The following is a 15,203-nucleotide window of genomic DNA, read 5'->3' on the forward strand; positions in this document are numbered from 1 at the left end:
AATAACACATATATAGATGAGGATTTTAGTTACCGCTCCGTATAATGATCAGGGACGAGAAATATTGGAGAAAAATTTTGGAGAAGTGATTTACAAAACCTGGAAAGATCAGGGCCGCTCTTTTAATGAGTCTGAATTGATTATGCTACTAGGCGAAAGTAAAGCCGATGCATTGATTACTGAACATGATCATGTAACAGAAAAAGTAATTGACAGTTATCCAAATCTGCAATTCATAGGTGTTTGCAGGGGAACGCCATCAAATGTAGCGCTGCATACCGCCGAAAAACATGGTATTCCGGTGTTTCATACACCCGCCAGAAATGCGCAGGCTGTTGCCGAAATGTTTGTGGCCAATGTCATCAATCTTTTGCGCATGACCATCCCAAGCTGGCAATGGCTTAGCGGCGAAAACTGGGAAGCAGGTGCGCATACATCGTATCTTCAGTTTAAAGGAAATGAACTGGCGGGGAAAACGATTGGAATGGTTGGCTTTGGTGCAGTAGGGCAACGAATTGCAGAGATTTTGAAATGTTTTCCATGCAATATTCAGTTCTATGATCCATTTCTGGATGAATTTGATCCGCTTTACCGCAAAACTACACTCGAAGATATTTTTGAAAGCAGCGACATTGTATCAATACATTTACCTGTAAACAGCCATACTGTTGGAATGATTAACAGTAACTTAATATCCAGAATGAAACAAGAGGCTATTTTTGTAAATACGGCCCGGGCAAGCGTGGTTGACCGCGATGCGCTGCTCGATGCCATACAAAACGATAAAATCAGAGGAGCGGTTTTAGATGTTTTTGACCACGAGCCGCCTGATGAAAAAGATTATCTGTTGATCCACTCTCCGAAAGTTTTGGCTACGCCGCATACTGCTGGAGCCACTCATGAGGTAGAAGATCATCACGTAGATATTCTGAATGCCAAATTGTTAACTTGGTTAAGAGAAAGTAAGTTGGTGGATCATCAGGTTAAAAATTAGCATAATGGCAATAAAAGAAGAAGTTTACTTGGTTGTTGATATTGGTACGGGCAACGTTCGCGTTGCCCTGGCCAAGCCTAATGGCGAAATAATCGATATTGAAAGAGAGAATTTAATTTACCATAAAGACTCTGCTTATCCTGAAGCTTTATATTTCGAGCCATCGGTATTGTGGCAACAAGTCCATCGTTTGGCTCAAAAAGTCTTGATGCATGCCGCATCTTACCAGGTGGTGGCCATCACAGCTACCAGCCAGCGGGAGGGAATCGTATTGGTCGACGCTGAAGGTAAAGCCTTAATCGGACTGCCCAATATCGATCACAGAGGTCGCGAGTGGGAAGGTATCATCAGTGATAAATCTGCCGTTTATAACCTAACAGGACGTTACCCCACTTCACTATTTTCGGCCCTAAAATTAGTAGGCATCCGAAACAAAAGAAAAGATATCTGGGAGGCTTACCAAACTTTCATGAGCATTAGTGATTGGGTGGAATTTATGTTCTCCGGTGTATTGCATTACGAACATTCGCAGGCATCAGAAACGCTGCTTTATGATGTGGCAGAGAAAAGCTGGAGTGAATCGCTTTGCGCCATTTTCGATTTAAATATCGCAACTTTAGCACCATTGACTGATTCTGGTACCATATTAGGGAAAATCAAAAATGATGTAGCCGAATATTTCAACGTTAATGATCAGGCGGTAGTGATTGTGGGCGGAGCGGATACGCAGCTTGCCGTAAGAAGTACGCAGCCTGCTGAAAACGATGTAGTAATTGTTTCAGGAACGACAACGCCGATAATAAAAATTACCGGGGCTTATGCGCTTGATGCGCAGGAGCGAACCTGGACAGGAAGGCATATTGATGCGCACAATTTTATGCTGGAGGCCAATGCAGGGGTAACCGGTCTAAATTATCAACGGTTAAAAGAAGTTTTTTATCCGAATGAAGACTACGAAGTAATTGAACAGGAATTAGAAGCCCTGGGCTGTTTTAGTTGTGTGGCCTCTTTGGGTTCACTTTTGGCGGATGAAAAATCGCCGCTCACCCGTGGAGGATTTTTATTCGATGCACCCGTTTCACACGAACTAAGCAGAGCAAGTTTTGTTTGGGCAACACTTTGGGATATCGCCTGTAGCATCAAGGGCAATTATGATAGTCTTTGCGAAGTTAGTGCGCATGAGCATGATTACATCTGGGCCTGCGGTGGCGGTGTGCAAAGCAAAACGCTCCGCCAGTTTATTGCCAACTTACTCGGCAAGAAAATTATCATTTGCGACAGTTACCGCCAGTCTTCTGTAGTGGGTGGAGTTTTGATTTGTAATGACGCTTTGGGGAAAACGCAGCCTCAACTCACCATTATGGAAACCATTTATCCGGAAAAATCTGCTACCGATGAGAAGAACCTGGCGGACTGGAAAAAAACACGTTCATCTTTTAGAGACCTACTATCGCACTAATGGAAGCATATTTTTTAGGCATTGATATCGGAACGCAGGGAGCAAGAGTTGTTTTACTTTCTGCGCAGGGAGAGTTGATTGGCGAAGAGGAAGAAGTATTTCCCATCAATGAGGGGTCAAGGGAAGAGCAGTCGCCGGAAGCATGGTGGCAATCGTGTTTATCATCATTAAAGAAATTGCTTTTGAGCGTACAAATCGATCGAACAAAAATCCTTTCGATTTCCGTAACTTCCACTTCCGGAACAGTGATTCCGTTGGATGAAAATCATCAGCCACTGCATCAGGCCATTATGTACAGCGATAAGCGATCGGCCGCTCAGGGAGAGATTTGTACCGCTACTGCGCTCAAGTATCACAATAAAGGTTTTACTGGTTTCAATTCATCCAGCGGGCTTGCAAAAATGCTTTGGTTCATGCAAACTTATCCTGAAAAAGCAAAAAAAATTCACCAATGGGTTCATGCAGCTGATTACATCACAGGTAAATTAAGTGGTGAATTTGGTATTACGGATTACACCAATGCCTTTAAATCAGGATATGATGTTGGCGACTATTATTGGCCGGATTATATTTCAACTGAACTGGGGATTAAAAAGGAATGGCTAGCAAAAGTTGTGCCTTCTGGTACTGTAATTGGAACCATTGATGTTGCATTAGCAGGGCAATTGGGTTTGCCTTTAAAGGTAGCGGTTACGGCCGGAATTACTGATGGCTGCGCCTCGCAGATTGCTTCTGGTGCCATGAAACCTGGCGATTGGAATACCACAATTGGTACCACAATGGTAATCAAAGGCGTTACCAAAAAAGAAATCATCGATAGCGAGGGACGGATTTATTCTCATCGTCATCCAGCCGGTTACTGGATGCCGGGCGGCGCAAGTAACACCGGTGCCGACTGGGTTTCTGCAAAATTTGGCAATGACTTGAAAATGCTAAATGATGCTGCGGCGAAACTTATTCCGACTGGAAAAATTTCTTATCCTTTAATACAAAAAGGAGAGCGTTTTCCAATCATGGCGCCAAATGCTTATGGCTTTGAGGATGGAGATCTATCAACAGAAGAAAAATTTACTGCCAGTATGGAGGGCGTGGCCTACCTGGAAAGATATGCTTTTGAACTGATTGGTCATTTATCAGGAGAAAAAATTAACAGCATTTATACTGCCGGGGGCGGAAGTAAAAGCGACGTTTGGCTTCGGATCAGGGCAAATGTAATGCGCTGCCCAATCATCAAAATGAAACATGTTTCCGGCGCAGTCGGAGCCGCAATTTTGGCCGCATCGGCAGTGTATTATGATGATATTATCCAGGCTGCTACTGCGCTTACCATTGTGGAAAAAGAATTTTTACCAGAAACAGAACTGGCAAACCAATACGATATTTATTATCAGGAATTTTTGAGAGAATTAGTGAAAAGAGGATTTATCAAACAAGAAGAAATTTATGCTTAAGGTATATTTATTAAGGCACGGAGAAACGGCCTACAATGCGGATGGCAATCGTTATTGTGGCAGAACAGATATTGAACTGACCACAAAAGGCTTGCGGCAGGCAAAATTTGTTTTCGAGCAGCTGCGTGATACCAAAATTGATGCGGTTTATTCTTCCCCGCTTTTTAGAGCAAAACGAACTGCAGAGATTGCTTCGGGCGAGAGGGATATTTTTATTGATGAACGGTTAATTGAGGTTGATTTCGGTAACTGGGAGGGTAAAACCAAAGAAGAATTTATTGCAGAGAACGCAAAACCATGGGATAACTGGATGAACGATCCTGAAACAAACAGGGCAGGGGAAACCGGAGAATCGGGAGCAGAAATTGTAAGCAGGGTTGCAAGTTTTTTCGGTGAAATGATTGGCAAACATCAAAACCAAACCATTATGGTGGTGGGGCATAATGGCATTAACCGGTTATTTATGGCCAGTAAACTTGGGATGCCACTTAAAAACTATCGCCAGCTGGCCCAACAAAATTCATCATTAACCGAAATAGAATTTGATGAAAATGGTGTAATGACTTTAAAACTGCTAAACAGTAAATTATAAAACCAATGAAGCTTAACTTAAAAGGAATTGTTTTTTCGCTGGGATTTTTTTCTTGTCTACCTGGTGCCTTTGCGCAAGCAAACATCAACACGCTAAAAATTAAAAATGTAGCCGAGCTCCAGCAGTTTTTTAAATACACCGGAAAAACTACGCCAATTATCAGCGGACATAGAGGAGGAACAGTAAAAGGTTTTCCTGAAAATTGTATTGCCACTTTCGAAAATACATTGAAATATACTCCGGCTTTTTTTGAGATCGATCCCCGGTTAACAAAAGACAGCGTAATGGTTTTAATGCATGATGCCACCCTGGAGCGAACAACGACAGGAACAGGCAAAGTATCTGATTATACTTTTGCTGAACTCCAGAAGTTCAGATTGAAAGACCCTGAAGGACATGTAACGGAATACAAAATTCCAACGCTAAAGGAAGTAATTGACTGGAGCGCTGGCAAGACAGTGGTAAACCTCGACCGCAAGGATGTGCCGCTGGAAATGCAGGAACGGATTTTAAAAGAAAACCCAAATAAAGTTATCATGATTACCGTTCACGACGCCAAGCATGCTAAATTTTATTATGATCAAAATCCTAACCGAATGTTTTCTGCCTTTGTGAAAACTAAAAAAGCATTGCAGGAATATGAAGCGGTGGGGATTCCGTGGAAAAGCATGATCGCATACATTGGCCCAACCAATAAACCTGAAAATAAGGAACTTTTCGACATGCTCCATGCCCGTGGCGTTATGTGTATGATTTCTGCCGCACCAACATACGATAAACTTACTGACACAGCAGACAGAGCAAAAAATTATAGAGAAACCTTTGAACAGGGGGCCGATATTCTAGAATCTGACTTACCTATCGAAGTAGCTTCAGCCATAAAAAACTTGCTTCCAAAAGATAACCCTAAAGCTAAATTCTTCGGAAAGTTGAATCTTCCGAAAGGCAAATAAAAAAGATCTACTTATAAATGGCTTCAGTACTTGCAAAACCCGAACGTAGACGTTGGTTTATCATTTCAGTGATATTCCTGGCCATTGTTTTCAATTATTTCGACAGGCAGATTGTATCAATACTGAAGCCTGTCATTAAAAAGGAATTTGAATTAGGTGATGATGGTTATGCTTTCATCCTGAATATTTTTACCATTTGTTATGCCTTAATGTATCCGGTAACCGGATGGCTGGTCGATCGTTTTGGAGCGAAACTCACCATGTTTTTCGGTATTATTGGATGGTCGGTGGCCTGTATTGGCGGCGGCATTTCGCGTAGCGTTGGGCAGTTCACCTTTTTTCGTGGCATGCTCGGCATGGCAGAGCCGACCAATTTTCCGGCGCAACTGAGAGTGGTTACCATTTGGTTCCCTGGAAAACTCCGGGCAACGGCCAACAGTCTTTGCGTGGCAGGAAGTTCCATCGGAGCGATCATTGCACCGCCGCTGGTGGCATGGCTCGCCATCACCTACAACTGGCATACGGTTTTTATCGTAGCTGGTGTTGTTGGGCTCATCATCGCCGCACTTTGGTTTTTCGTTTACCGTGAACCACCAGCTCATATTTTGGCAGAATCCACTGGCAGCACTTCTATTAATGAAGATGCAGGTTTTAAATGGTCAAAACTTTGGGGTACAAGAAGTTTGTGGGGTGTTTTACTTATCCGTTTTGTTACCGATCCGGTTTGGTATTTTTGCCTGTTCTGGCTGCCAGGTTATCTTCAGGAACAATCTGGACTTAGCTTAAAAGAGATGGGATTATACGGATGGATTCCATTTTTAGTGGCCGATTTAGGTGCCATCGGAACTTCTGCCTGGTCTGATTATATGGTGAGAAAAGGCAAAAAACCACTTCAAGCTAGGAAAATTATGCTAAGCTGTGTGGCCGCCCTTGCGCCATTCTGCATTTTAACACCTTATCTGCCCAGTGCATTTTCTACCTTATTAATTTTTAGCACGGTAGCGATTGCATGCTTAAGCTGGCTCTTCACCATTAGCGTTGTGGTTGCAGAAGCATTTCCTACGCGGAATGTGGCCAGTGTGCTGGGCATTGCGGGCGGCTTTGGCGCCTGCGGAGCGGTGTTGTTCAACTATTTTGTGGGGCAGTGGATGGGAAAAATTGGTGCCGAACAAATTTTCATTGTAATGGCATTTCTTCACCCGATTGGGGTAATCATATTGTGGACCATGATTCGGCCTGAAAAGCCAAAATTGATTTAACAGATTTTTTATTTATTGATATGGAAAATAAGATTTTAACAGTTACAGAACCCGCTAAGGAATTACCGATCCGGGCAAATGTTGATGTTTTGGTAGTTGGTGGTGGACCATCTGGCCTTATCGCGGCACAGGCTGCTGCAGATGATGGCTTAAAAGTAATGCTGATTGAAAGCAGAAGTTTTGTCGGCGGTAACATGACCATCGGACTTCCAATCCTTGGCTTTTTGGGCCAGAAAGGAAACCAGATTATCAAAGGCCTGCCGCAGAAATTCATCGATAGATTAAAAGAAAAAAATGCATCCAGCGAACACCGGCCTTGCCCTTTGCACATGAGCCTTACTTTGGTAGAGCCAGAGGCAGTGAAAAATGTAGGGCTGGAAATGCTTTTGGAAAGTGGTGTTGATGTATTGCTCTATGCCTTTTGCGCAGGGGTAATTAAAGAAGGAAATCAGCTAAAGGGTATCATCGTTGAAAGCAAATCAGGGCGGGAAGTGATTCTTGCCAAAACCATTATCGATTGTACGGGTGATGCTGATGTAGCTTTCAGATCGGGTGTGGAGTGTGAGCAGGGAAATGAACAAGGTGGTGTTCAACCTCCAACGCTCATGTTTGCGCTCGGTGGCGTTGATACGGAGAAATTGCGCTTGAGCATTTCAGAAGAGCCGAGAACTTATCTTACTGATTTTATTCCGAATGAATATTTCGGGCAGAATAATCAATTCATTGTGGTCGGACTTCGTTCGCTCATTCAAAAAGCGCAGGAAGATGGTTTGAAATTGCCAACAGAAAGAACAATCGTAATCACCGGTTTAAGAGAGGGAGAGATCTGGGTGAATATGACACGTGTGAACGGTGTAGATGGAACTGATCCTGCAAGCCTTTCCTTTGGTGAAGCAGAAGGACGCCGGCAAATTCATGACATCCAGAAATACCTGATCAACTATGTTCCTGGATTCGAAAACGCTTATTTTACCAAAATGGCCCCATTTATCGGCATCAGGGAAACCCGAAGAATTGTTGGCAAATATGTGATGACGGCACAAGATGTTTTAAGCTGTGCAAGATTTGATGATTCAATTGCTGTAGCCAGTTATCCGTTGGATTTACATCATCCACAGGGAGGTGGTTGTACTTTGGAATGGTGCGGCGATTGTTACGACATCCCATACCGTTCTCTGATTCCCGAAAAAGTCGAAAACCTGATTGTTGCGGGAAGATGCATTTCAACCACTCATGAAGCGATGTCGGCCATTAGGGTAATGGCACCATGTATGGCAATGGGCGAGGCTGCGGGAAGAGCCGCTAAACTGGCGGTTCGCCAAAATGTGTTACCGTCTCAACTGGATGTTGACCTGTTACGTAGAGAACTCATCGAAAAAGGTGCCTATCTCAATTCAATGGAAATGGCTCAATCTTAAAAATATGTCTGAATTTTCTAGAAGAAATTTTGTTAAGGGACTTGGAATTGCATTATCTGCTTCAGTTATCGGGAAGCAGGCAGGGGCAATCAGTCAGTATGCTTCAAATCAAAAATTTGAAGACATTCATCGCATTTTAGGCTGCAACATCAGGGTGGCATTGCCCGAAGATGATGCCTTAGGGCGAGGATGGAAGGCAAGGAAAGAAATCTGTATCAAGATTATCAAAGCGCAAAAACCAGATATTATTGGTTTGCAGGAAGTGTTACGGATACAGGCCGAAGATATTCAAAAAGCGATGCCTGATTATTTTGCTTTCGGCTTCGATGGACCTGAAATGGATATCAACAAAGACACCTATAACGGAATCGCAAAGAATCTGGTCGTTTTTTCAAAGAAAAGATACAGTATGATTTCTGCCGGTTGCTATTGGTTATCTGAAACGCCGGAAATTGGTGGCAGTTTAGCCTGGGGCACAGCCCGGGCAAGGCACGCCAACTGGGTTCGCCTGCTGGATAAAAAATCAGGAAAGGAATTTAGGGTAATTTCTACTCATCTTGATCATAAATCGCAGGAAGCCAGGAATAAGCAGGGTGAATTGATTGTAAAAGAAAGCAATCAATACCAGAAAGATTTTCCACAACTGCTTATTGGCGATTTTAATGTGGATGCTAAAAACCCGGTATTTAAAATTATTACTGATGGGGGCTGGAACGAAACTTATTTAGCGATACACGGTAATGCTGAACCCGGACTAACGGCCCACAATTTTATCGGCGAAGAATATGCAAAAACTAAAAACACCGGCAAAATAGATTTCATTTTTACCCGTGGGAAAATCAAAACCTTATCGGCGAAGATTATAAAAGATCAAATCAATGGTATTTTTCCAAGTGACCATTTCTTTGTAAGTGCCGAAGTGAGTTTAACTTAATCTGCGATGATAACTTTTACGCCCTTTTCTTCAATTTGATTAACCACAAATTCTGAAACTGCGCTATCAGTAACGATGTAATGAACCTGCTCAAATCCGCAGACTTTTCCTAGTCCGCGTTTATCAAACTTGCTGCTATCAGCCATGATGACCACAGTTTGGGCAGTTTCAATCATCTTTTGATTTAGGGTTGCCTCCGCCAGGTTGGTGATGGAAAATCCGAAATCAAGATCGATCCCATCCACGCCTAAAAAAAGCACACCGCAAGATATTTCACTCAATACACGTTCTGCATAAGAACCCGCAACTGATGAAGAGTTCGACCTGATTAATCCGCCGAGTTGTAGTACTTCTACATTTGGTCGGTTGCTTAATTCTAAGCCTACTTTTAGGGCAGGAGTAATAACGGTTAAGTGTTGATTCGGATATAAACACCTGGCCAGCTCAAAAACCGTTGTACCAGAACCAATGCTAATGGAGTCGCTCTTTTCGATTAAAGCAAGTGCCGCCTTTGCAATCTTCTGTTTTTCATCAGAATTGATAAATGCTTTTTCGTTAATGCTGCGCTCATTGGCGTATGGATTACTAATTGATCCTCCACCACGGGTCCGGAATAAAAGATTTTTGTCTTCCAGTAACTTCAAGTCTTTTCTAATCGTTACCCCAGATACTTCCATTAAATCGGTAAGCTCAATGATGCTTACTTTTCCATCTTCTTTTAATTTTTTAAGGATAAATTCGTGTCTGTCGGTGATGTTCTTCATAGAAAATCTATCTGGTTATGAGCTTAATTTAATCAATTTATATGGCAAACATAATTTAAAATTTGATGATCTGAAATTATATTTAGTTAAATTACCTTTCAATGTGTTTACATTAAATTAACCTCCAGTTGCGGCTGTTGGTAAAAAAATAAATCCGCTGCTACCATTGTGCTTTTTGACATGTATTTTTATGGCTTAATAATTTTGATTTAAATGAACGAAGGAGCAGAAAGCCAGAAGGGACCAGGTATAAATCCATACGATTACATATTGCATGATTTTAATCTGAAAGACCTGAATGCAGTTTTCATTCTCAGGCATTTAAACGGTCAAATTCACACCAGCGAAAAAGGTTTCTATAATATCTATCCTGAACAGCTGGAAATCGATTTTGGCGCTTTTAGTCACCACGAATCTGCCATTCTTTTTCCAATCGTTCAGCTACAGCAAAATGAAAATTCAGTGCGGCTTTCCTGTAGGTGTGAAACCTCGAAGGTGAAACTTTGCGAACATCAGGCGCAGGTACTGTATAATATTTTGCAAAGAGATGATTTGCGGATTTTCTTTGATGCGCACCTTAGGCGGCAGAAACTAGCCAAGATTGCGCTGGACTATGGGTTAGAAAAGGAAAGCAATCTTGATTCACTTTTTAATCTGAGCTACACAAACGGGCAATTGGAAATTAAACCGAAAATAGAGGCCTTGCAATCCTTTAATAAAGAAGCCCAGCAACATTTACAGCAAATGCTTTTGCCAGGCAATCTTCAGAAAAAGGTGAGTCATGATACCAGTAAGTTAATTTTAGTCATTGGTCAGCATCGCTATTACAATCACCTTACGCTTGAACTTTTTCAAGCAGATACCACTAAGAGTGGGAAGGTGAAAAATCCATTAAAGCTTGTAAGTGCTACGGAACTAATGTTTCAGACTGAAGATCATCAGGCTTTGAAATTTTACGGTGGTATTGCCGCTTTTGGACAAAATTTTAACGATGAACAGCGTGAGGCAGAAATTGATGCACTGAAAGCAGTAGTTAAAAATCCTTTAAACATTCCAATTTATCTTCAAAGTACCAAACAATCCGCAACTGTTCAGGCAGCTACCATATCGCCGGTAAAAGTTCATTTCTTAGATCCGGATTTACGGCTGAGCGTGAACCAAAAGGACGACTTCTATGAGATCACCGGCAGATTGATGATTGCAGAAAAACCTTATGAGTTGGATAGTTTAATGCTCGTTCATCAATATTTTATTCAACTTAAAGATCAGCTCTATTTAATTCCAAGGCTCGATTTGCTTCGGGTAATCGGGTTTTTTAAGAAACAAAGTAACCGGTTAATTTTACACCAATCGAAATATCCTGAATTTCAAAAGTCGATTTTAATTCCCTTAGAAGGCAGCATTCAGGTCGATTATTCTTACCTCAAGCCTGCTACAAAGAGCCAGATCGAGGAGAAAGGTTTTGATCTGGAGAATGAGCAACTCATTTATCTTTCTGAATCAGAAGACTTCATTTTGATAACGCCTGTGATGCGATATGGTAACCAGGAAATTCCGGTGCTTTCCAAAAAGCAAATTCAGGCGCAGGATAAATTAGGCAATGTATTTACCGTTTACCGAGACGAAAAAGCGGAACTCCAGTTTGTTGGGAACGTTTTGAAACAACATCCGTTTTTCTACGAACAGGAAACCAATGATTCTTATTACCTGCACCGTAAAAGGTTTTTGGAGGAAAGTTGGTTTTTAGATGCTTTCGAAAACTGGAGAAACAAGGGTATTCATATTCTGGGTTTCAACCAGCTCAAAAACAATAAGCTAAATCAGCATAAGGCCAGTATTAACATTGAGGTTTTGAGTGGTACAGACTGGTTTGAAACCAAAGTCAAAGTGAAGTTTGGAAAGCAACAAGTGGCGTTAAAGCACCTGCATAAATCTATCCGGAACAAAAGCAAATTCGTTACCCTCGATGATGGAACGCAAGGGATTCTACCTGAAAACTGGCTGCAAAAATTCACCGATTATTTTAATGCCGGTGAGGTTACGGAAGAAAGTATTTTAACGCCGAAAATAAAGTTCGCCACCATTAATGATCTTTATGAAGATGCATTGCTGGATGGGGAAGTTAAAAATGAACTTATATCATACAAGCAGAAGTTTCAAAGTACAGATGCCATACAGGAGGTTGAGGTACCAAAAACTTTGCTGGCTACCTTGCGCCATTATCAAAAAGATGGACTAAACTGGCTTAACTTTTTAGATGATTTTAATTTCGGTTCTTGCCTGGCAGATGACATGGGATTAGGTAAAACCATTCAGATTCTGGCTTTCATCTTATATCAAAGACATAAAGTAGCGCATAATACTAATTTAGTTGTTGTGCCTGCATCTTTAATTTTCAACTGGAAGACCGAGGTAGAAAAATTTGCCCCATCGATAAAAATTAAAACCATTTACGGCAATGAGCGAACGAAAACGACGGATAGTTTCGACCGCTACGAGATCATTTTAACCTCCTACGGAACATTGCTTTCTGATATTCGTTTCTTGAAAGATTACAGGTTTAATTACATTTTTCTGGATGAATCGCAAAATATCAAGAATCCTGAATCACAGCGTTATAAAGCCGCGAGGATGTTGCAATCGCGAAATAAAGTGGTATTGACCGGAACTCCTATTGAAAACAGCACATTCGATTTGTATGGACAATTATCTTTCGCTTGTCCGGGTTTGTTTGGCAGTAAACAGCAGTTTGCTGATTTATATTCTACACCCATCGATCAGTTTAAGGATAAAAGGAGATCAGAAGAACTGCAACAAAAAATCAGGCCTTTTATTTTGAGGAGAACTAAGGAACAGGTCGCAAAAGAACTTCCGGATAAAACGGAAATCATCTTATACTGTGAAATGGGGGAAGCGCAGCGGGAAGTTTACGAAGCGAATAAAAAAGAAATTCAGGATTTTATTTTGAATAAATCGGAAGATGAATTGCCTAAAAGTTCCATGCATGTGCTTAAAAGTATTACGCAGCTGAGGCAGATTTGTAACTCTGCGGCTTTGTTAGCCGATGGAAAGTCGTACCTGCAGGCATCTTCGAAGGTTGAGGTGCTACTCGAGCAAATCGAAAGTAAAGCTGGCAAGCACAAAATTCTGGTTTTCTCGCAATTTGTAACGATGCTTGATTTGCTTAAAAAGCAGCTTGAAAAACGAGGAATCAACTATGCGTATCTAACTGGTCAGACAAAAAATAGGGAAGAGGTTGTTCAATCCTTTCAGCAGAACGATGATATTCCTGTTTTCCTGATTAGTTTGAAAGCCGGCGGCACTGGTTTGAATTTAACCCAGGCCGACTATGTCTATATCGTTGATCCCTGGTGGAATCCAGCAGTAGAAAACCAGGCCATCGATCGGGCTTACCGGATTGGTCAGCAAAAAAACGTGATGGCGGTACGATTAATTTGTCCCGACACCATCGAAGAAAAGATTATGAAACTGCAGGCCACAAAAAAGGATTTGGTTAATAACCTGATACAAAGTGATGGTAGTTTTTTCAAGGGATTAAATAAAAAGGAATTGCTCGGCTTATTGAGTTAAGCTGATTGCTGAATTGCTTGCGCTCGTTGCTAACGAGCGCATAATAGCTTAGTGGTTTCATCGCTGACGAATATTGCGTAAATACGCAATGCTATTTTCACGCTCGTTAGAAACGAGCGTGGGCGCTTAGTTAAATTAGCGGTTTGTCATTCTGAGCGCAGTGACGAATCTGTTAGTTCAAAGCATCCAATTTTAATAGCTTACGAATTTTATATCAGGTGTTGCAGCTAGTAGGCGGATGATTTTAGGTTGAGGAATCTTCGCTGCGCTCTGAATAAGAGATTTAAAACTAAAGGGCAACCTGAAAATCGTAACCCAAAAACTCAGGAACATTCAAACTTTCTACAACCTTCCAATTTGTTTTTTCCGCTATAAATTTAGGTTCAATCAAGCCGGTCGCATTAGCTGCTGCGGTATAGAATACTTCTTTGGATGGATGATCAGGTGAGCAGGCATTATAAACCCTTCCGAAGGCTTGCTTTGCTAAAATTGCCGTAGCAATACCAACTGCATCAGTTTGATGAATAAGATTAACCGGAGCAAGGCCGTTTGGAACATCAGTTTTCCCCGCAAAAAATCTCCCTGGGTTTCTATTTGGGCCAATTAATCCCGCGAAGCGGATAATGGTAAAATGCTGCGGCAAACTTTCTTTTAAAATATCTTCTGCAGCTAAAACCATTTTACCCGAATCAGTGTCGGGAAGGGTAGCGCTAGCCTCATTTACGATCTGGTTTTCATCCCCATAAACACTTGTAGAACTGATCAGAATTACCTGATTGGCTTTATGTTCAGAAGCCGTTAAAATTGCTTTAATCTTTTGCGGATAACTGTTTAATTCTGTAGAATTTCTTTTGGGTGGAATACAGATGAAAAGCGCATCGGTTTCGAAAAATTCAGCGTCTGCAATAATCTGCTCGGAAGTAAAATTTACCAGATAAGGTTTTATTTTTTCATCAGCTAACAAGCTTAGTTTTTCCGGAGAAGTGCTCGATCCTTTAACATCGTATCCTAACTCAACCAGCTTCTTTGCGAAAGCGAGCCCAAACCAACCGCAACCTAAAATGGAAATCGTTTTCAATAAAGTTCAGCTATTAGTTAATAATTTCAGTTTGCATTCAACAATTGAGTCATTAAGTAGTTTGATCAATTAACCGGAAATTACCCTTTGCCGATGTTATAACAAGCCCGGCAACGAGGTTCATAGCTCTCTTTTTCACCCAACAGAACCGTATTTTCATCCGCTACCGTTCGATAACTGAAAAGTGCAGGATTGCCACAGCAAACACAAACTGCATTTACTTTGGTTACATGCTCGGCAATAGCCATTAGTGCTGGCATCGGACCAAATGGCTTTCCTGTAAAATCCATATCAAGTCCGGCAACAATTACACGAATTCCTCTCATAGCCAGTTTATTGCAAACATCAGGTAATTCGTTGTCAAAAAACTGAGCCTCGTCAATACCTACAACCTGGGTATTGGTACCTAATAACAAAATAGCCGAAGCACTATCAACAGGGGTCGAGTTAATGGAATTTAAATCATGCGATACCACAGCAGATTCATGATATCGGGTATCAGTTCGGGGTTTAAAAATCTCTACATTTAGCTTGGCAATTTGAGCTCTTTTTAGCCTTCGGATGAGTTCTTCGGTTTTACCAGAAAACATAGATCCGCAAACCACTTCTATACTTCCTGAAAATTCGCCCCTTCTTCTAAAATTTTGTTCGCTAAATAACATGTCCGAGTTTTTATATTCTGATGTGTTTTCTTTGATTTTTAAACCGAA

12 protein-coding genes are annotated in these 15,203 nt (G+C 41.4%); 9 read left to right on the plus strand and 3 right to left on the minus strand.

Annotated features, from left to right (window positions below; all coding sequences use genetic code 11):
- Window positions 1–16 precede the first annotated feature (16 nt).
- Genes R2Q70_RS07560 through R2Q70_RS07595 form a run of 8 tightly spaced genes read left to right on the plus strand, consistent with a single transcriptional unit; the run spans window position 17 to window position 9,060 of the window.
- Window positions 17–994 carry a 2-hydroxyacid dehydrogenase gene (locus tag R2Q70_RS07560; RefSeq protein WP_316807027.1) on the plus strand — a complete coding sequence of 326 codons (978 nt, stop codon included), beginning with the start codon at window positions 17–19 and terminating at the stop codon, window positions 992–994.
- A gap of 4 nt (window positions 995–998) precedes the next feature.
- Window positions 999–2,453 carry an FGGY-family carbohydrate kinase gene (locus tag R2Q70_RS07565; protein WP_316807028.1) on the plus strand — a complete coding sequence of 485 codons (1,455 nt, stop codon included), beginning with the start codon at window positions 999–1,001 and terminating at the stop codon, window positions 2,451–2,453.
- On the plus strand, window positions 2,453–3,904 hold the full coding sequence (locus R2Q70_RS07570; RefSeq protein ID WP_316807029.1) for an FGGY-family carbohydrate kinase: 1,452 nt from the start codon (window positions 2,453–2,455) through the stop codon (window positions 3,902–3,904). The genes R2Q70_RS07565 and R2Q70_RS07570 overlap by 1 nt, the downstream gene beginning before the upstream one ends.
- The gene (locus R2Q70_RS07575; RefSeq protein WP_316807030.1) at window positions 3,897–4,496 is read left to right on the plus strand and encodes a histidine phosphatase family protein; all 600 of its coding nucleotides are present in this window, start codon (window positions 3,897–3,899) and stop codon (window positions 4,494–4,496) included. Before R2Q70_RS07570 ends, R2Q70_RS07575 begins: the two co-directional genes overlap by 8 nt.
- Before the next feature lie 5 nt (window positions 4,497–4,501).
- Complete coding sequence (locus R2Q70_RS07580; protein WP_316807031.1) at window positions 4,502–5,449, plus strand: glycerophosphodiester phosphodiesterase family protein; 948 nt, start codon at window positions 4,502–4,504, stop codon at window positions 5,447–5,449.
- A gap of 17 nt (window positions 5,450–5,466) precedes the next feature.
- Window positions 5,467–6,708 carry an MFS transporter gene (locus tag R2Q70_RS07585; protein WP_316807032.1) on the plus strand — a complete coding sequence of 414 codons (1,242 nt, stop codon included), beginning with the start codon at window positions 5,467–5,469 and terminating at the stop codon, window positions 6,706–6,708.
- 20 nt (window positions 6,709–6,728) lie between these two features.
- Window positions 6,729–8,126, plus strand: a complete 1,398-nt coding sequence (locus R2Q70_RS07590) for an FAD-dependent oxidoreductase (protein WP_316807033.1) — start codon at window positions 6,729–6,731, stop codon at window positions 8,124–8,126.
- Window positions 8,127–8,130: 4 nt separating this feature from the next.
- Window positions 8,131–9,060: an endonuclease/exonuclease/phosphatase family protein gene (locus R2Q70_RS07595; protein ID WP_316807034.1), complete on the plus strand. Its 930-nt coding sequence runs from the start codon at window positions 8,131–8,133 to the stop codon at window positions 9,058–9,060.
- On the opposite strand, the gene R2Q70_RS07600 is transcribed toward R2Q70_RS07595, so the two are convergent.
- Entirely contained in the window at window positions 9,057–9,824 is a 768-nt protein-coding gene (locus tag R2Q70_RS07600; protein WP_316807035.1) for a DeoR/GlpR family DNA-binding transcription regulator, read from the minus strand. The two genes, R2Q70_RS07595 and R2Q70_RS07600, sit on opposite strands and share 4 nt — an antisense overlap.
- Window positions 9,825–10,037: 213 nt before the next feature.
- Here R2Q70_RS07600 and R2Q70_RS07605 point away from each other — a divergent pair, with 213 nt between their 5' ends.
- Window positions 10,038–13,415 carry a DEAD/DEAH box helicase gene (locus R2Q70_RS07605; protein WP_316807036.1) on the plus strand — a complete coding sequence of 1,126 codons (3,378 nt, stop codon included), beginning with the start codon at window positions 10,038–10,040 and terminating at the stop codon, window positions 13,413–13,415.
- Between the two features lie 289 nt (window positions 13,416–13,704).
- Here the strand turns inward: R2Q70_RS07605 and R2Q70_RS07610 are convergent, their stop codons facing one another.
- Together R2Q70_RS07610 and R2Q70_RS07615 are read right to left on the minus strand one after the other, a co-directional pair.
- The gene (locus R2Q70_RS07610) at window positions 13,705–14,493 is read right to left on the minus strand and encodes an SDR family oxidoreductase (RefSeq protein ID WP_316807037.1); all 789 of its coding nucleotides are present in this window, start codon (window positions 14,491–14,493) and stop codon (window positions 13,705–13,707) included.
- 80 nt (window positions 14,494–14,573) lie between these two features.
- A complete protein-coding gene (locus R2Q70_RS07615) occupies window positions 14,574–15,155 on the minus strand; it encodes a thymidine kinase (protein ID WP_316807038.1) in 582 nt (193 codons plus the stop codon).
- Between the last annotated feature and the right edge of the window lie 48 nt (window positions 15,156–15,203).

The sequence above is a fragment of the Pedobacter agri genome, assembly GCF_032678665.1.
Lineage (GTDB): Bacteria > Bacteroidota > Bacteroidia > Sphingobacteriales > Sphingobacteriaceae > Pedobacter > Pedobacter agri_A.